This is a genomic window from Streptomyces sp. NPDC054842, assembly GCF_053611025.1.
The window spans coordinates 1-17,622 of the sequence record NZ_JBSGZN010000064.1 but is presented as its reverse complement, the minus strand read 5'-3'; the positions used below and the strand labels follow the sequence as shown (position 1 = coordinate 17,622).

Annotated in this window: 15 protein-coding genes and 2 pseudogenes; 12 read left to right on the top strand and 5 right to left on the bottom strand. The window is 69.8% G+C overall.

The window, feature by feature from the left end:
* Positions 1-66 precede the first annotated feature (66 nt).
* Positions 67-651 (bottom strand): helix-turn-helix domain-containing protein, encoded by a 585-nt coding sequence (locus ACWGIS_RS33055; RefSeq protein ID WP_453366185.1) that lies wholly within the window; start codon positions 649-651, stop codon positions 67-69.
* 117 nt (positions 652-768) lie between these two features.
* Between ACWGIS_RS33055 and ACWGIS_RS33050 the strand changes: the two genes are divergently transcribed.
* From ACWGIS_RS33050 to ACWGIS_RS33030, 5 genes are all read left to right on the top strand, one after another.
* Positions 769-1,605 (top strand): EamA family transporter, encoded by an 837-nt coding sequence (locus tag ACWGIS_RS33050; protein ID WP_453366184.1) that lies wholly within the window; start codon positions 769-771, stop codon positions 1,603-1,605.
* Positions 1,606-1,641: 36 nt separating this feature from the next.
* Complete coding sequence (locus tag ACWGIS_RS33045) at positions 1,642-2,289, top strand: FMN-binding negative transcriptional regulator (RefSeq protein ID WP_453366183.1); 648 nt, start codon at positions 1,642-1,644, stop codon at positions 2,287-2,289.
* Between the two features lie 481 nt (positions 2,290-2,770).
* The gene (locus ACWGIS_RS33040; RefSeq protein ID WP_453366182.1) at positions 2,771-3,859 is read left to right on the top strand and encodes a hypothetical protein; all 1,089 of its coding nucleotides are present in this window, start codon (positions 2,771-2,773) and stop codon (positions 3,857-3,859) included.
* A 303-nt stretch (positions 3,860-4,162) separates the two neighbouring features.
* On the top strand, positions 4,163-5,338 hold the full coding sequence (locus ACWGIS_RS33035; RefSeq protein ID WP_453366181.1) for a glutathione-independent formaldehyde dehydrogenase: 1,176 nt from the start codon (positions 4,163-4,165) through the stop codon (positions 5,336-5,338).
* A 356-nt stretch (positions 5,339-5,694) separates the two neighbouring features.
* Complete coding sequence (locus tag ACWGIS_RS33030; RefSeq protein WP_453366194.1) at positions 5,695-7,188, top strand: alpha/beta hydrolase family protein; 1,494 nt, start codon at positions 5,695-5,697, stop codon at positions 7,186-7,188.
* A gap of 179 nt (positions 7,189-7,367) precedes the next feature.
* On the opposite strand, the gene ACWGIS_RS33025 is transcribed toward ACWGIS_RS33030, so the two are convergent.
* The 3 genes from ACWGIS_RS33025 to ribB all read right to left on the bottom strand — a co-directional run bounded on the left by ACWGIS_RS33025 (position 7,368) and on the right by ribB (position 9,646).
* Positions 7,368-7,709, bottom strand: a complete 342-nt coding sequence (locus tag ACWGIS_RS33025) for a hypothetical protein (protein WP_453366180.1) — start codon at positions 7,707-7,709, stop codon at positions 7,368-7,370.
* 585 nt (positions 7,710-8,294) lie between these two features.
* Positions 8,295-8,999, bottom strand: coding sequence for an HAD family hydrolase (locus tag ACWGIS_RS33020; RefSeq protein ID WP_453366179.1), 705 nt, complete (start codon positions 8,997-8,999; stop codon positions 8,295-8,297).
* Entirely contained in the window at positions 8,996-9,646 is a 651-nt protein-coding gene (gene ribB / locus ACWGIS_RS33015; protein WP_453366178.1) for a 3,4-dihydroxy-2-butanone-4-phosphate synthase, read from the bottom strand. The genes ACWGIS_RS33020 and ribB overlap by 4 nt, the downstream gene beginning before the upstream one ends.
* A gap of 529 nt (positions 9,647-10,175) precedes the next feature.
* Here ribB and ACWGIS_RS33010 point away from each other — a divergent pair.
* The 6 genes and pseudogenes from ACWGIS_RS33010 to ACWGIS_RS32985 form a co-directional block, all read left to right on the top strand.
* Positions 10,176-11,219, top strand: coding sequence for a GlxA family transcriptional regulator (locus tag ACWGIS_RS33010; protein ID WP_453366193.1), 1,044 nt, complete (start codon positions 10,176-10,178; stop codon positions 11,217-11,219).
* Positions 11,216-13,015 (top strand): thiamine pyrophosphate-binding protein, encoded by a 1,800-nt coding sequence (locus ACWGIS_RS33005; RefSeq protein WP_453366177.1) that lies wholly within the window; start codon positions 11,216-11,218, stop codon positions 13,013-13,015. Before ACWGIS_RS33010 ends, ACWGIS_RS33005 begins: the two co-directional genes overlap by 4 nt.
* On the top strand, positions 12,987-13,640 hold the full coding sequence (locus ACWGIS_RS33000; RefSeq protein ID WP_453366176.1) for an SRPBCC family protein: 654 nt from the start codon (positions 12,987-12,989) through the stop codon (positions 13,638-13,640). Before ACWGIS_RS33005 ends, ACWGIS_RS33000 begins: the two co-directional genes overlap by 29 nt.
* Complete coding sequence (locus tag ACWGIS_RS32995) at positions 13,637-14,656, top strand: 3-oxoacyl-ACP synthase III family protein (protein ID WP_453366175.1); 1,020 nt, start codon at positions 13,637-13,639, stop codon at positions 14,654-14,656. The genes ACWGIS_RS33000 and ACWGIS_RS32995 overlap by 4 nt, the downstream gene beginning before the upstream one ends.
* Before the next feature lie 3 nt (positions 14,657-14,659).
* Positions 14,660-15,694, top strand: coding sequence for a histidinol-phosphate transaminase (locus ACWGIS_RS32990; protein WP_453366174.1), 1,035 nt, complete (start codon positions 14,660-14,662; stop codon positions 15,692-15,694).
* Positions 15,695-15,866: 172 nt separating this feature from the next.
* A pseudogene (locus ACWGIS_RS32985) lies at positions 15,867-16,277 on the top strand (hypothetical protein); the annotation flags it as partial.
* Between the two features lie 155 nt (positions 16,278-16,432).
* Here the strand turns inward: ACWGIS_RS32985 and ACWGIS_RS32980 are convergent.
* Positions 16,433-17,218 carry an AfsR/SARP family transcriptional regulator gene (locus ACWGIS_RS32980; RefSeq protein ID WP_453366173.1) on the bottom strand — a complete coding sequence of 262 codons (786 nt, stop codon included), beginning with the start codon at positions 17,216-17,218 and terminating at the stop codon, positions 16,433-16,435.
* A gap of 292 nt (positions 17,219-17,510) precedes the next feature.
* Here ACWGIS_RS32980 and ACWGIS_RS32975 point away from each other — a divergent pair.
* Positions 17,511-17,622: pseudogene (locus ACWGIS_RS32975) on the top strand (cytochrome c biogenesis protein ResB); the annotation flags it as partial.

The window sequence follows — 17,622 nt, the reverse complement described above, 5'->3', positions numbered from 1 at the left end:
CAGCACCCTGCCATCGCGCACACCGCCCGGACACCTCTCACGCGTCGGCGGTGACACGGCTCGAATTCAGACCCCGGAGCCCGGGCCGGGCGGGAGGTGAACAGTCATGATCAGGTGGCAGGCCGCGGTGCCCGCGCCGCGGTAGGTGTGAGGGGCGTCGCCGTCGAACGTGGCGGTCTGCCCTGCCTCCACGCGATGCTCGGTGCCGTCGACGACGAGCGTCATCCGGCCGGCTGTGACGCTGACGGTCTCCACGACGCCGGCCTGGTGCGGGTGGCTGGGGTACTCCTCCCCCGGTTCGAGTGTCCAGCGCCAGACCTCGACCGGGGCCGCCCCGCCCGTGGTGAGCATGAGCCGGGCTTCGCCGCCCTTCTCTCCCGTCCACAGGGGCATGACGGAATCCGCGGACACAACCCTCACGCGACCTTCCGCCGGCCCTTCCATCAGCGCGGACACCGAGATGCCGAGGGTGTCGGCCAGGCGGACGAGGGTGGCGAAGTTGGGGTTGCCCTGGGCTTTCTCCAGGGCGACCAGGGCGCCTTTGCTGACCTTGGCCCGGCGGCCGAGTTCATCCAGGGACAGCCCGGCGCGGGTACGAGCCGCCCGGACGTTGTGCGCGAGCGTCCGCAGTGCCGCCTCGGTCTCGGTCATGGCCTCTCAGTCTCCAGCAAGCGGTCAGTCCAGCGCACCGCATGGTCGTTCGGTTGACTCGTTCCGGTCGGTGCGTTGTACGGTGTGGTCGTTCCATCGATAGTAAGGGATGTACCCGTGATCGCTCTGCTGCTGGCCCTGGGCAGCTCCCTGGCCTACGGCTGCGCCGACTTCCTCGGCGGCCTCGGCTCCCGCAAGGCCCACGTCCTGCGGACCGTGATGATCGCCGCGCCGGCTTCACTCGTCGTCGAGCTGCTGCTGTGGCCCTTCCTCGGCGCTTCCTTCGCTCCCGCCACCCTCGGCTGGGGTGCGGCGTCCGGCGTGGCCTCGGCCGCAGCGTTCGCGCTGCTCTACCGCACGCTCGCGATCGGCCCGATGAACGTGCTCTCGCCCGTCACCGCGCTGATCTCGGCGATGCTGCCGGTCGGCGTCGGCCTGTCGCAGGGCGAGCGGCTGGGCCCGGCCGGACTGATCGGCCTGCCGCTGGCGTTGGCGGCGGTGGTGCTGGTCAGTGCCGGACACGGCGCGAAGTCGGCCCGCCCCTCGCGCACGGCCCTCCTCCTGGCCTTCGGTGCCGGGGCCGCCATCGCCCTGCAGCTGATCTTCTTGCACCAGGCACCGGCCGACAGCGGCGTCGGTCCGCTCATCATCGGCCGAGCCGTCTCTTCCGCGGTCACCATGGCGGCAGCCGGCGTGATGTACCGGCGACTGGGTTCACAGAAGCCCGCGTACGCGATGGCGGCGACGGCCGGTGTGCTGGACTCGGTGGCCAACCTGCTGTTCCTGCTCGCCGCCCGCGACGGCGACCTGGCGGTTGTCGCCGTGATCACCGCTCTGTACCCGGCCGGCACCGTCCTGCTCGCCCGCAGCGTCCTGGCCGAACGCATCCACCGTGGCCAGCTGATCGGCCTGGGCACCGCGGCCGTCGCCGTGAGCCTCCTCGCCCTCGCCTGACCCCCTGCACGACACGACCCGGAAGGGACTTGCACGATGTTCATCCAGCCCTGGGACGCCGCCCTGGACGACGCCGAATGGCAGACCTGGATCGCCGAGGGCCACGACTTCGGCATCCTCGCCGCCAACGGCCTGCCCGGCCGGGCACCGGTCGTCGTACCCACCCACTTCACGGTCGACGGCAGCACCCTGCTCATCCACCTCGCCCGCCCCAACCCCATCTGGAAAGCGATCGAGGCCGACCGCAACGTCACCTTCACCGTCACCGGCGACTACGCCTTCATCCCCGGCCCGTGGCGCGCCAAGCCCGACGGCCCGCCCACCGACGGCGTCCCCACCAGCTACTACGCGGCCGTCCAGTTCACGGGCCACGCCACGATCATCGACGAACCCGAAGCCAAGGCCGAACTGCTGCGTCACCAGATGGCCCACTTCCAGCCCGACGGCGACCACGCCTCCATCTCCGTCGACCAGCCGCCCTACGGGCGGATGCTGCCCGGCATCCGCGGCCTGCGCCTGACCGTCACCGACGTACGGGCGAAGTTCAAGTACGACGACCACAAACCCCTCGACCAGCGCACCGACACCGCCCGCCGGCTCACCGAACGCGGCACCGGCCTGGACGCGTCCACCGCGGCACAGCAGCGCCGCCGTCTGGACCGCGTGGGCACCTGGAAGGTTTGACCGGGCCGCCACCGTGCTCACCCAAACCTCCGCGAGTTGGCCCGAATGCGAGAGTTCACGGTCGAACTTCTCGTACGGCGGCCGCGTTCCTTTCCGTCCTGGACAGCCCGAACTCCCCCTGCCCCTGCCTGATCCGGAATGGCGGAATCGTGGAGGGTGTCCCGGGCAGTCCGCGACCAGGACGGTGAACGCCCTCAAACCGCTCGGCCTGCCGCGGCATCCGGAGACCGACATCACCTTCGACCCGGCCCAGCACGAGGTGGTCGGCGTCGCCGAGGCGCACGCAACAGTCGCCCGCCACTGAGAGCAGTCCGCAAGGCAAGAGCGAGGAGGTCTCCGTGCCGCCTGCCTGCCCGCGGGGGCCAGCGTGTCGCCCAGCGTCGGCCTCACATCAGGGACATCCTGTTGGCACGTGCGATCGCGGGGTTAGTCGACAAGAAGAGGCGCAGTCATGCAGACGGCACATGAGGGAGTTACGGTCGTGGCTCTCCTGGCGGATCCGGATGCGCCGACGGACATCGCCCGGCGCGTGGCCCGGGAGCTTCCCGCCCGGCTCGCGGACAAAGGAGGTCAGGGGCGGCGGTTCGAAGTCGAAGTGATCAGTGAGCCCTTCACCGCAGGAACCGAGGATCCGTCCACCTTGATGCGCCGAATCGTGGACCGCGGAAGTGAGGAGAACTGGGCAATCACCGTGGCCCTCACCGACCTTCCGCTGCATTCTCACGGGCGCAAGCTCGCAATGGATCTCAGTCACGAACACGGCGTGGCGCTGCTTTCCCTTCCTTCACTGGGTGGTTTTCGCCTGCACGCGAGGACCGGGCAAGCCATGGAGGAAGCTGTCCTCAGCTTGGCGAGCACAAGGACTGCCGACGCTGAGGAACCTCGGCAGAACCAGCCGCTGCGAAGGTCCTTCGCCAGTCGTTTCGCGCCTGTGCACCCAGGGGAGATCGCCGAGGAGGAGACCCCTGACGTTCGGTACGTCGTCAGCGGGCCACGCGGTTACCTTCGGGTGCTCCTCGGTATGGTCCGCGCCAATCGGCCGTGGCGGTTGGTGCCGGGCCTGTCGAAAGCTCTGGCGGCCGCGCTCGCCACGGGAGCGGTCGCCACGGTGAATTCCACCGTGTGGAGCCTGGCCGCGTCCCTGAGCGCGCCGCGTCTCGTGATCGCCATGGTCGGGTCCGTCGTGCTCATGATCGGCTGGCTGATCGTGGACGCGAACCTCTGGCATCGAGGGACAGCGGACTCGCCGGAAGCACGGAAGAGAACGGCTCTCTACAACGCCTCGACGGTGTTGACCGTGGGAATCGGAGTGCTTACCTGCTACGTGGGGTTGATGGTCGTCAACCTGGTGTGGGCCCTGTTCATCCTGAACGAGCAGGTGTTCTCCTCCATGACACGGATGCCGCTGCATGGCACGGAGTACTGGACATTGTCCTGGTTCGTCGCCTCGGTCGCCACGGCGGGCGGCGCGCTGGGATCAGGCTTGGAGAGCGACGAGGCGATCCGCGCAGCCGCCTACTCCAAACGCGAACAGGAACGCCGCAGCACGCTGCAGGGCGACGGCGACTGACTCATCCGTTTCGACAAGACGCGCCACTGACGGTGACCGACTTGGTCTGAGAATTTCACACATCGGTCCCCGTGGGGCGTTTCGCGTCAATAGTCGGCGGGGACTCGAAAGGGACGCCGCCGCAGCGCTGAAAGCCGCTGGCGAGTCGGCGACAGCGTCACCGTCCGCCTGAACCGGGTGAACGGCCCGCCGAGGCGTGCCGGAGCCGCGGACCCCGTTGCAGCAACGTGGTGAGTCAGGCTGCGTGCTCCGCCTCCATAGCAGACGTGCTGCGGTAGAGCCGCGGCACCGAAAGAAGCGATCATGAAAGCAGCGGTATACGAAGGCCCGCGTGCGGTCACGGTGAAGGACGTACCGGACGCGAAGATCGAACACCCCTGCGACATCATCGTCAAGATCACCACCACCAACATCTGCGGCTCGGACCTGCACATGTACGAGGGCCGCACCTCGTTCGAGTCCGGCCGTACGCTCGGACACGAGAACATGGGCCAGGTTGTCGAGGTCGGCTCGGCGGTCCGCAAGGTCCAGGTCGGCGAGTACGTGGTCCTGCCCTTCAACATCGCCTGTGGCTTCTGCAAGCAGTGTGAGCAGGGCCTGACCAACTACTGCCTGACCATGCAGCCGGAACCGGCCCTCGCCGGAGCCGCCTACGGCTTCGCCGACATGGGCCCCTACCAGGGCGGCCAGGCGGAACTCCTGCGCGTACCCTATGGCGACTTCAACGCGCTGCGTCTGGGCGAGGACGCCGCCGAGCGGCAGACCGACTACGTGATGCTCGCCGACATCTTCCCCACCGGCTATCACGCCACAGAGATGGCCCACGTCAAACCAGGCGACCAGACCATCGTGTTCGGCGCCGGTCCCGTCGGGCTGATGGCGGCATACTCAGCCCTCCTCAAGGGCGCCGGACGCGTCTGGGTCGCCGACCACCAGCCCGACCGCCTGCGCAAGGCGGAGGAGATCGGTGCCATCCCGATCAACACCGCCGAACAGAACCCGGCGGAGGTCGTCAAGGAGGCCACCCTGGGCCTGGGCGCCGACAACGGCTGTGAATGCGTCGGCTACCAGGCACACGATGCCGAGGGACGCGAGGACGCCAGCCTCACCCTCAACGGCCTGATCGACTCGGTCAGGTTCACGGGCCACCTCGGTGTGGTGGGCGTGTTCCTGCCCGAGGACCCCGGCGGCACGGAGGCCCAGGGCAAGCTGGAGGCGCAGGGCAAGGTCCCGATCGACTTCGGCATGATGTGGTTCAAGGGCCAGCACATGGGCACCGGGCAGGCGCCGGTGAAGCGGTACAACCGCGCGCTGCGTGACCTGATCGCAGGCGAGAAGGCAAAGCCCGGCTTCGTCGTCTCCCACGAACTGAGCCTGGACGAAGCACCCGTCGCCTACGAGCACTTCGACGCCCGCGACGATGGCTGGACGAAGGTGGTCCTGCATCCCAACGGACACGGCAACGGCCACAAGCGATAGCGAACCCGCCAGGCCAGGCCCGGCGGCGGGCGCCACCACCGTCGCGGCCGGAGCCGGAGCCGGGTCGGGTATGTGAGTGACAAGTCCCGCGTGCGTGTGCCGCGTTCGTACAGCGGTCCTGCCACCGCAGGCAACGGTCCAGAGGCACACAGAGTCCACCGTCTGAGGACGGAGAGGGGAGATACGACCGCAGGATGAGTCCTGCCGCCACCGCGGTCACAACCGCAACCGCGGGCCGCAGTCGCCCTCGACGGTGACTGCGGCCGCACCGGCAACCCGCCCAGGTGCGACCGCAGCCGTACCGGGCGCATGCCCGGATGCGACTTCGGGTGGACACCGTAGGCGACCGCAGGGCGATGTGGCGGCGCGTGCCCGGAGCCGAGGATGGCCGGGTGACCGAGATCATCATGGGGCTGTACCTGTCCCCCCTGGAATTGTGTGCCGTACTGAGTGCTGTCGTGCTGGTGGTGGCGCGCTGGCTTCCCGCCGTCGCCCGCCCGCGCGTCACTGTCGCGGCCGGAACGGCTTTCGTGCTGTCCGCGATCGCGCTGGCAGTGGCGGGGTTGCGCTGGCAGATGCTGCCGGTACTGGGCGGTGCTGTGCTTGCGCTGCCTTTCGCGATATCCGCGGTGCTGCGTGTCCGTGGCGGCCGGCCGGCCCGGCGGGCCCGATGGTGGCTGGCGTTGCCGGGATCGGCTGCCTGCGTCGCCCTGATCGCTGCGGGCCCGGCGAGCGCCTGGGCCTTTCCTGTGCCTGTGTTCCCCGAGCCGTCGGGCACCTTCGCGGTCGGCACCCGCGTGATGCAGTGGACCGACCCGCACCGTCCCGAGCGCTTCACCGCCGACCCGCACGACCGGCGTACGGTCGTGGTCCAGCTCTGGTATCCCGCGCAGCCAAGTCCCGCAGGATCGCAGCGGGCCCCGTACCTGGGACGCACGCCGCGCGAGGCGCGCATCGTCTCCGACGCCCTCGCCCGCTATGCAGGGCTGCCCGGCTTCCTCCTCGACGGCGTCCCGCGGGCCCGCACCCAGGCGGTCTTCAACGCCCCGGTGGCCGGCCGGGGCGGACGGTTCCCCGTCGTGCTGTTTTCTCCCGGGGCTGGCGGCGTGCGCACCCAGAACACTGCCTGGGCGGAGGAACTGGCCAGCCACGGCTATGTGGTTGCCGCCCTGGACCATCCCTACGACTCGGCCGCCGTCGTCCTGGCCGACGGCCGGACGATCACCACCACGCTCACCTCCACCGGCGACCGGGACAAGGACGCCCGGCTGGGGGCCGGTTGGACGGCTGTCCGGGCCGCCGACCTCCGCTTCGCCCTCAGCCAACTGGACCGGATGGACCGGGGCGAGCCCAACGGACCGCTCACCGGACGTCTGGACACCGGCCGGGTCGCGGTGACCGGACACTCCATGGGTGGTGCTGCCGCCCTGCAGGCCGCCCGCCAGGACCGCCGGTTCGACGCCGTCGTCGATCTGGACGGCTACCCGCACGGCCCCCTCTCCCCCTCCCTCCACCAGCCGACGCTCGCTCTCACCCAGGCCGTCACCGCGGACACCGACCCGCGCTACCTGCCCCGCCTCACCAAGGCCCTCAAGCGCAGCACCGCGACGAGCTACCGGCTCACCGTCCCCGGCGCCGCCCACCTCACCTTCATGGACGCCCCCCTGTACCTGCCGCCGATGCCCTCGCTGGTCGGGTCCCTGGGGCGCACCCAGAGCCCGCGGATCGTCGCCGCGACCACTCGCGCCTTCCTGGACGCCACCCTGCGGGACGCACCGGGCGATCTGCCCGGCGTTCTGTCGGCCTACGGCGACCTGACGGCCCATCAGCCGGGCAGCGACGGCGACTGAGCACCTCGCGCGTCGGGGTGGCGGGGACTACGGTGCGGGGAGCAACCGCCCGGCCTGCGCGCTGCTTCAAGGGCTGGAGCGGTGGCCGGGACAGAAGCCGCCCGCGCACCGGATTCGCACAGCCGATGGCCCGCGCAACATACTCGCCACCTGATCAGACCCGTCACGTACAGCTTCAATCACTGAACACCGCGCTCTTTGCCCCTGCGCGGCTTACGTGGCGACTTGCCCCAGGGTCCGGCAGGCCGTTCCTGCCGAGCTCTGGCCACAAACTCGGCGCGGGTCGAAACGGTTCGCGGCTGCGGGTGCAGGACTGACTCTGCGTCCCACGGCTCGACATGCGTCCATCCGAACCCGCGGACGATCTCGTCAAAGACCGGTGCGAAGTCCGCACCGACCAGGTCCGGCATCTGGTAGCGCAGCCCTCGAACCCGGGCAAGGAAGCTTGCGGACAACGGCACGTGATACGCCTCCAGGTAGTGCGCGAAGTCCGCGCGCCACACCCACATGCCATCGGTCACCAGCGAAGAGCAGCCGGACGTGTGCCGGTGAGCCTCTCCGTTACGAGATCGACCCCCGCCTCCATGAAGTACGTGAGGCCATGGCCTACGTCGAGATACTCGACGATCTCAGCTTCGTCCGGTTCGCCGGACGCTCGCACCTGAGCCCCCAGTGGTCCCGCAGCCAACTCGCCTGAATAACCGAAGTCATCGAAGAAGCCGAGCAGTCTCAGCACACGCCACCCCTCTCAGCCTCTCTGAAGCAACGTTGAGGCGAGCGAGCCTACGCAGGCTTGAGGCCACCAGTCCGGCCCCTGCGTGAACGCAGCGGCCCGGCCGCGTCTTCACGACCGAGCGACTGCTCAACTCATCTGTGAAACGCGTCAGAAATCACGTGACGCGACGACCTTCGGAATCTGCAGGTGTCTGGTTCGCGCACCGCGCCGGGGCACATCAGCGGCCGCCTCACCCGGGTGCCGGGAGAGTCGGACCGCAGCCCGCACGTGGGAGAAGGGATCCGCAGTGAGTTCGACCCGCCCGAAGCCGAGGCGTGCATCCAGGCCTTCCCGGGAGCGGGGCGGCGTGGGACCCGGCGTTGCCGCCTGATCACGGCACGCGACCGATGGCTCCTTGAGGGGCCCGCGCTGTGGTGTCAGGTGTGAGCATGCGGGTCAGGAAGGGAAGAGCCTCGACAGCGCTGCGGGCGTGTGCCGTGGTCAGCTGCGCGACGTCTGCCGGCAGCTTTGTGCCGCTGCGCGGAATGGCGAGGACACGCATGCCCGCGGTGACGGCCGAGCGGATGCCACTCGGGGAGTCCTCCACTGCCAGGCAATCGGAAGGCGGGACGCCGAGCTCGCTTGCCGCCCGCACATACGCGTCCGGCGCGGGTTTGGCCCGGTTGACATCCTCGCCACACACGACGGTGTGCAGGCATGCTGCCAGCCCGAGCCGGTCGAGCGCCGCGTGGACGAAGCGGCGGGGGCTGGCTGTGGCGATGCCGATCAGCCCGTGCCGTGCAGCCTCAAGGAGCAGGTCCACCGCTCCGGGAAGCGCGCGCACGTGTCCGGCGTCGACTTCCTCGATCATCGCGCCGGCGCACGTCTCGATCACCTCGCCGGGCCCCGCCCCCTCGGCGCACAAGTCAGCCACGTAGGAGGCCCAAGCCCCGTTTCCGTGCAGCGCGAGGGTGTCTTCAGCGCGCCAGCGGTGTCCGTGGCGGGCGGTGAAGGCGGCGCAGACCTGTGGCCACAGGTGCCGAGTGTCGAGGAGAGTGTCGTCGAGATCGAAGATCGTGGCCCGAGTCGTCGTCACGAGACCACCGTCTGCGGATGGTGCAGCCGGTCGGCGATCTGCTCGATGGAGACGAGTGCGAGGCTGTGGGTATCGGCGAAGACACGCAACTGCTCGAATCGGGCGACCGAGCCATCGTCCTGGCACACCTCGCTGATCACCCCGACCGGTGCGAGTCCGGCCAGCCGCAGCAGGTCGACGGTGGCCTCGGTGTGCCCGCGCCGTTCGGCGATCCCGCCCGGACGGGCCCGTAGAGGGAACACGTGCCCGGGCCGCACCAGTTGATCGGGAAGGGTGTGCGGGTCGGCCAGCGCCCGTACAGTGCGCGCCCGGTCGGCGGCGGAGATTCCCGAGCCGGCGCCGGCCGCGTCCACGGACAGGGTGAACGCTGTCGCCTCGACAGGGTCGGCGCCCGCAAGGGGCGGAACCATCAGTGGCAGCTCGAGCCGGTCGGCCACCTCCGGCGCCAGGGGTGCGCAGATCAGACCGCCGGTCCAGCGCACGAAGAAGCCCATCGCCTCAGCCGTCGCGAACTCGGCCGCCATGACCAGGTCCCCTTCGTTCTCCCGCTCCTCGTCGTCGACCACGATGACCGGCCGCCCGGCCCGCAGATCGTCGACGGCGAGTGCGAGCAAGTCGAGCTTCCGCCGCACCGATGCTGACGTCATAGTTTCCAGCCTTTCCTTACTGCTGCAAACGATCTTCCCGGGAGGACATCGGTCGCGAAGCGGGAGGACTTGAGCCCCCTGCACTCCGACGGAGCAAGCGTGGTCGGCTGGACAGTGATCGCCACCGCCGCCGTGCACACCGCCATCGCTGCCCGGCCGACGGCCGACTGCCCACCACAGCGAGACAGGACCCTGCAAGCCCGGCGAGGCGCAGTGGCACGGCGCCTCCCAGGAGCCGTGTGGAGACTCTGACGCGGCAAGGCTGATCGCAAGCCGAAAACCCCCCAGATCCGACGCCCACCATCCTTCAGCGGGTCACTTCGCAGCGCGGGCCACCTCGCACCGTGCCGGACGGGCCTCTGCTTTCTCCGGATCAGGCCACAGGCCGACCGGGAATACCGGCCAGCCTCTTGTGAGCCGCCTCACCCGGCCTCCGCCGTACGGGAGTTGAACTCCCTGGTCAGTTCGATCTGGGGAAGGTGTCGTCCTGCCGTTGGCCGGATGCGTCAATGATCTGGCATTGCAGCCGGTGCCGCCTTCGATACAGGCTGTGATCGTGTTTGAGCGACGCGTTGTTGTGGTGGTGTACACGGGCGCAATGGCCCTGGACATCACCGGACCGATCGAAGTGTTCGATACCGCCAACCGGCTCCTCGCCTCCCCGGCCGTGCCCTACCGAATAGACCTCGTGTCCGCCGATGGCCCCCAGGTGCGCACGAGTTCCCGTGTCGTCGTGGAAGCCCTCCCGCTGGCAGCGGCCGACGGACCGATCGACACGCTCCTGGTGCCGGGCGGATGGAGCCTCAACAGTGCCCTCCAGGACCGGGCGTTGTTGTCCTGGATCCGCCGGGCGGCGGCCCGCTCGCGCCGGGTCACCTCCGTGTGCGGCGGGTCCTTCCTGCTGGCCGAGGCCGGTCTGCTCGATGGTAGACACGCGACGACTCACTGGGCCTACGCGGAAGCGATGGCCTGCCGCTATCCCGACGTCACGGTGGACGCGGAACCGATCTTCGTCTGGGACGGCCCCTACGTCACCTCGGCGGGCGTGTCCACCGGAATCGACATGGCGCTTGCCCTGGTGGAAGCGGACCACGGTGCCCCGCTCGCGCTGGAGGCGGCACGCTTCTTGGTACTCGCCCTCAAACGGCCTGCTACCCATACACAGTTGAGTGCCTCCCTCGACGCGCAGCTGGCCGACCATCCGCCGATCCGGGCCGCCCAGGAGTGGATCCTCAACAACCTGCACAGCCCACTGCCGGTGGCCGACATCGCCCGGCGCGCGAACATGAGTCTGCGCAACTTCGCCCGGGTGTTCCGGCGCGAGGTGGGCGCGACCCCGGGGCAGTACATCGAACGCGAGCGCATCGCCCGCGCCCGTGAACTGCTGGAGACGACAGACCTCACCATCAGTCAGGTCGCGCGCCGCTGCGGGTTCGCGGCCCCCGAGACCTTCTTCCGCTCCTTCGGCCGGACTCTGGGCCTCACCCCGAAGCAGTACCGGCACCGCTTCCAGCTCTCCTCACCGTCCGGCCTCACTGACCGGCACCACGAGACGGACAGGAGCTTCTCATGAGCCCTACGATCTCCGACGTCCCCAAGTCCGGGGCGCCACGCACGGTCGACTACCTGGTGAGGGAACTCGCTCAGCGGGGTGTCACCCACATGTTCGGCGTCGGCGGCGCGAACATCGAGGACCTGTACGACGCCGTCCACCGCCATGGCGACGTCCGCGGAGTCGTCGCCAAGCACGAGTTCGCCGCCGTCACGATGGCCGACGGCTACGCCCGCACCACCAGGCGACCGGGTGTGGTCGCCGCCACCTCGGGCGGCGGCGCCATGAATCTCGTCCCGGGCCTGGCCGAAGCCCATGCCTCGCGGATACCCCTGCTGGCCCTGGTCGGACAGCCGCCGACAGACCAGGAGGGACACGGGGCGTTCCAGGACTCCAGCGGCAGGGCGGGCTCCCTGGACGCCAGGGATGTCTTCGCCTCGGTCTCCCGGTTCTGCGCCCGCGTGGACAGCGCGGACGCGTTACCGGAGCTGTTGTCCCGCGCTCTGGAGGCCGCCCAGGCGCACCCCCGCGGGCCCGCCGTGCTGCTGCTGCCCAAGGACGTACAGCAGGCGCCACTCCACCAGCCCGGCCCCCGGGTACCGGTACGGGACACACAGGCGTCGACGGCAGGACTTGACCGCGCAGCCCTCACCGCCGTGGCGAACACCCTGAACGCATCCGGACGGGTCCTGGTCATCGCCGGTGAGGACGTCGCCGCCGCCGACGCGCGCGCCGAACTGGCCGAGATCGCCCGGCGGCTCGGAGCGTGGGTGGCGGTGACCCCCGACGCGAAGGACGTCTTCGACAACCGCGATCCCCGGTTCGCCGGCGTCTCGGGAGTGATGGGTCACGCCAACGTCGAGGAGTGCCTGCGCCGGGCCGACGTGTGCGTACTGGCCGGCACCCGGCTGCCACTGCTGGCCAGCGGCGGACTGGAACAGGCGCTGGCAGGCACCGACGTCGTATCCCTGGGACCCGAGCCGCCGTTCGTGGAGGCCCTCACACTGACCGGTGACCTGCGCGAGGCACTGAGCGCGGTGAAGGAACGGCTCTCACCGCTTCCCCGGCGCTGCCCGCCGCACGCCGGCCCGCTGCCCTCGTCCACACCGGGCCCGGCGTCGGCAAGTGCCGGACGTACTCTCCCCTACGCCGAGGTGGTCGCCGCGGTGGAGGCCGCCCTCCCCCACAGCGCACACGTCTTCGTCGACGCCGGCAACACGGGGGCCAGCGCGGTCCATCTCCTGCCCGCACCGCGCGACGGCCGCTTCGTGGTGGCGCTCGGCATGGGAGGCATGGGATACACCTTCGGCGCCGGCATCGGCGCCGCGCTCGCCACCGGCCGGCGCACCTACGTCCTTGCCGGCGACGGAGCCTTCTTCATGCACGGCATGGAGGTGCACACCGCCGTCGAGCACTCCGCACCCGTCACCTTCGTGATCTTCAACAACAACGCGCACGCCATGTGCGCGGTGCGTGAGGAGTTCCTCCAGGGCGGCGGCCGCGACGACGACCTGTTCGCCCCCACCGACATCGCCGCCGCGGTCGCCGCCGCCTTCCCGTCCCTGGCGGTCACCGGCGCCACGGACGCCGCCCACCTGCGCGAGGCACTGCTGCGCGGCAACGCGGGCACGGGGCCGGCGTTCGTCGTCGTGGACTGCGACCCCCACGAGATACCGCCGTTCCTCCCCTTCCAGTCGTTCCGGCCACGCACCCCGGCCCGGGCGGCACCCCCGCTGCGGCCTACCGCCGACACTCCCGTACCCACGACCGAGAGCAAGGAGTGCCCCCATGAGCGAGGCGTCATCCACGTTGGCTGACATCCCCGGCCTGATGCGGATCGAGAACCCCGGCAAGGACGAGCTGACCGCCCACTGCGTGGAGCTCACCCACGCCGTCTACCCGCATGACCAGGTCTACGGGCAGTACTGCACGATCCACGCCCATGTCGACTGCCCACCGGACCAGGTCTACGACTACCTGCGCCAGGGGCACCACCTGGAGGAATGGACCTGCAGCCTGCGCGACTTCGCGCCCTCCGGCACGCCCGGCCTGTGGGTGGGCCGCGACCGGCTCGAGGACGACACGGAGATCTACTGCCGAGTTGTCGCCAACCCGGAAGCTCTGACCGTGGACTACCACTGCTCGTGGGACCAGGGCGACAAGCTCTGGATGATCTACCTCATGCGGGTCGTGCCGGCCGCCCTGGTCCTGGGCAAACCGGGATCGGTGATCACCTGGACCAACTGCCGCCACCCCTACTACGACGACAACCCGCACCCCGAGAAGGCTCCGCGCCCGGACCGCGCCTGGGTCGGCGACTTCTGGGGCCTCTTCTACGCGGGACACACCGTGGAGATGAACAACCTCAAGGCGATCCTGGAGTACCGCCACCGCAACGGTCTGCCCGTCAGCGCGGCACCGGCGAAGGCGGTGGCCCGGTGACGACGGTCAGCCTCACCGACGTCGCGAGCTACCTGCCCGGCGAGCCGGTCCCCGCCACGTACTACACCGACTACCCCGGAGCAGAGGACAAGCTCCGCGACCACCCCATGTTCAAGGTGCCGCCGGCCCGGCACCACGTCGCCGCCGACGAGACCAACGCGGACATGGTCGAGCGGGCCGTACAGCCCCTGATCGACCGGCAGGGCGGAGACGAGATCCGCGGGGTCGACGTGCTGCTGGTCCACAGCCAGTTGCCGGACCTGCCGTTCGTGGGCTCCGGCACGGAGGTCGCGCGCCGACTGGGCCTGAATCCGGAGTGGTTGGTCGACGTGGCCAACGCGGGCTGCGCCTCGTTCGTGTACATGCTGAAGCTGGCCCGGCAGATCCTCGCCACCACCGACGCGAAGACCGCTCTCGTCTGCAACGCGCAGAGCGCGGCGGGCCAGTGCTTCACGCAGTCACAGGTGCGCAAGCTCGCCCAGGCCGCGATACCGGGCGACGGCTGCGGGGTGGGGTACGTGACGACGTCCGCGGCCAGCCCGATCCTCGACGTGGAGACACAGCACATCGCCGCGTACGCCGGGGACATGACGGTGGCGGTCGACGACGGCCGCAAGTACTGGGAGCCGGGCGAGTCCCAGCTCCGGATCGGCTTCACCGACGCGAGTGTCGCCAAGGTGCTGGCCCGTGGGAACCGCCTGGTGCCCGAAGTCGTCACGGACCTGTGCCGGCGCCTTGGCGTCGCCACCACCGACATCGGCGCCCTCATCACCAACCAGCCCAACCGGACGTTCCTGCGCAACTGGCGCGAGGCACTGCGACTCCCCGCCGAACGGCATCTGAACACCTTCGACGACTGCGGGAACCTGTTCGGCGCGGCGATCCCGGTCACCCTGGACCGCGCGGTCCGCTCAGGACAGGTCGAGGACGGTGACCTGGTGGTGCTCGGGGGCTTCGCCCACGCGGGCGACTTCGCCGGCGCGGCCGCGATCCGCTGGCGCGGCGGGCGGGGCTGACCGATGGACATCCCCGTACTGCACCGGCTGTCCCTCAACGAGAGCCCCCACCCCCCGCTGCCCTCGGTGCGCGAGGCGATGCGGGAAGCCGTCGCCGACGCCCACCGGTACCCGCAGTTCCATCCCGACGACCTCACCGAGCGCATCGCCGCCTGGTGCGGGGTGCCGGCGGCCCACGTCGCGGTCGGCAGCGGATCGGTGGGCGTGGCACTGCAGTTGCTCCACGCGGTCGTCGAGCGCGGAGACTCCATGGTCTACGCCTGGCGCACCTTCGACGCGTATCCCTTGCTGGCCTCGATGGCCGGCGCCCGGCCCGTCGCGGTGCCCCTCACCCCGGACGGACACCAGGATGTGCGCGCCCTGCTCACGGCGATCGACCACCGCACACGCGTCGTGGTGCTCTGCAATCCCCACAACCCCACCGGAAGCCTGATCACTTCGGTCGACCTGCTCGCATTCCTGCGTCGCGTCCCCGAGCACGTGACCGTGCTCCTCGACGAGGCATACGTGGAGTTCGCCCGCGACCCCCGCCTGCCGGACTCGATCGCGCTCCTGGACGCACATCCCGGCCTGCTGGTCCTGCGCACCTTCTCCAAGGCCTACGGCCTCGCGGCCCTGCGGGTCGGGTACGGCCTCGGCTCACCTGCCCTGGTGGCGCGCGTCCGCCATCAGCAACTCCCCTTCGGCATCAACGCGGTGGCGAGCGCCGCGGTGAAGGCGTCCTTGCAGGCCGGCGACGAACTTCAGCAGCGGGTGGAGAGCGTGGTGGCGGAACGCGAACGGCTACGGCGCCACCTCGCCGACCTGGGCTGGCATCTGCCGCCGAGCCACACCAACTCGCTCTGGCTGGCCGCGCCCGACCCCGTGGACGACGGCGCCGCCGCGCTTGCCGCCGCCGGGATCCAGGCACGTCACTACCCCGACGAGGGCATCCGGCTGACCGTCGGCAGCCGGGAAGCCAATGACGCCGTGCGCTCGGCTCTGGCGGCGCTGGGCCGACAAGGGCTGCGGGCCGACGACGAGGTGAGCGCTGCCTGACCGAACACGGCTGCGCCCATCTCCCCTTCCTCCGGCCTCCGTTGGCCTCACGCGCGGCCCTGGTCCGACAGGCCGTTCGGACCTGACCCGGCCCAGCACAGGACATGTGGCCGCCACCCGGTGACCGGTATCCGCCGGAACCGGGTGGCGGCCGCGCGCGTAGGCACGATTCCTGACAGCGGTGTGGGCGAACTTCGCCCAGCGCGGTTACTGCCGTCTGATCTATACGAACACCGTGAGCGTGCTGCCCGAGGCGACGGGCATGTTCGAGCGTGCCATCGGGACCGGCGTACGAATCGTGCGGGTCTTGCTCACCGCCTCTGACGCCACCGCCCGCGAGCGTCTGACGGGCCGGGAACTCGGCTCGGAGCTGGAGCGGGAGTGGGAGGGCAGTGTCCGCAAGGCACGGCTCCAGGACCGGCGGATCCCTGCGGGCACTGTGCGAGTGGTGACTGACGGGCGGCCTGTCGTGGACATCGCGCGCGATGTGGTGGCCGCCACCGGCTGGGTCCGATCCTGCTGGGCGGGGCCGGTGCAGAGACGGGTGCGGCCACCGTTGCTCACCGTGAGTCGTGTGGACTGACGAGGAGACGGTGGCCGCAGGTCACAGCCTGGATCCGGCCGCTGGCGGGAGGCGTTCGCTGCGGCATGGGCTGAAGGACACCCGCACGGTCGGGTCCAGCGGCAGTACGCCGGCAGTCTTCCGATAGACCGTGCGGGGATATTCGCCTGATGCTGTCAGCGGACTGCGGGGACGACGCCGGCGGCCTCCAGGCGGGCCGGGTCGGCCCGGAGGATTGCCTCGTGGGCCAGGCGCAGGGTCGGGCCCGGCTCGACCCCCAGTTCCTCTCTGATGATCCGGCGGGCGTTGCGGTAGCTGCCCAGCGCGTCCCCCTGGCGGCCCGCCCGGTAGAGGGCGACCATCAACTGGCGGTGGAACGTCTCCCGCAGGGGGTGCCGGACGAGGAGACCTTTGAGGTCTTCGATCACCTCGTGGTGACGACCGAGCGCCAGGGCGGAGTCGATGCTCAGCTCCGTGCAGTTCAGCCGCTTCTCCTCCTGCACCGCGAGGAAGGACTCGATTTCGAGGGACCGCGGGATTCCGTCCAGGACATGGCCTCGCCACAGTGAAAGCGCCTGGCGGAGCAATGCGGACGCACGCTGGAAATCGGCCGCGCCGAATCGTTCTCGGCCACGGTTGTAGCAGGCCTCGAAATCCTGGACATCGGTGGTTCCGCCACGCAAGTCCAGGATGTACCCGGGCGAGCTCGTGATGATCGGAGAGGCTCCTCCGGAACCGTTCAGACCTTTCCGCAACTGCGACACGTACACGCGCAGACTGGCGAAGGCGCAACGCGGCGGACCGTGTTCCCAGAGTTCGGCGACCAGCTTTTCCCCCGGTACGGTCTCACCCGCCCTGATCAGCAACAGGGCGAGCAGTTTGGCCAGTTTGGGCTGGTCGGGTGTCAGGTCGACGCCGTCGCGTGCCACCCGCAGCCGACCCAGTAGTTCATAGCGGAGCATGTGGTCTGGCTCTACATGGGACAGGGACACAACAACCCCCCGAATGCAACGAGTGCATTCAACTAAATTCTGGTTCCCCCATCCGACCCCAGGATTGAGGTCCCATAAGGACAGCAGTTCACTGCTATGAAGTGCAGCTTATGCGAGGTCGTTGCACGATAGCAGTCCGTTCCGTTACGCGGTCATTAAGAGAATAATAGCCGGTCCCGGGTGCGGCAATTAAGCCGCCTTGAATCGGGCCATGAATGCCATTCGGCCTGGACGGCCCGTCCGCCGGGGCGGACCGGGCCGCTTCCAGGTCACGCAGCAGCCCGGCAGCGGCTGGGCGCTCGGCGGTGCCGGCATCGCCATCCTCGGCCTCGCCGGTTGCCTGTTCATCCGGCGCCGCAGGGTCTGGGTGCGGG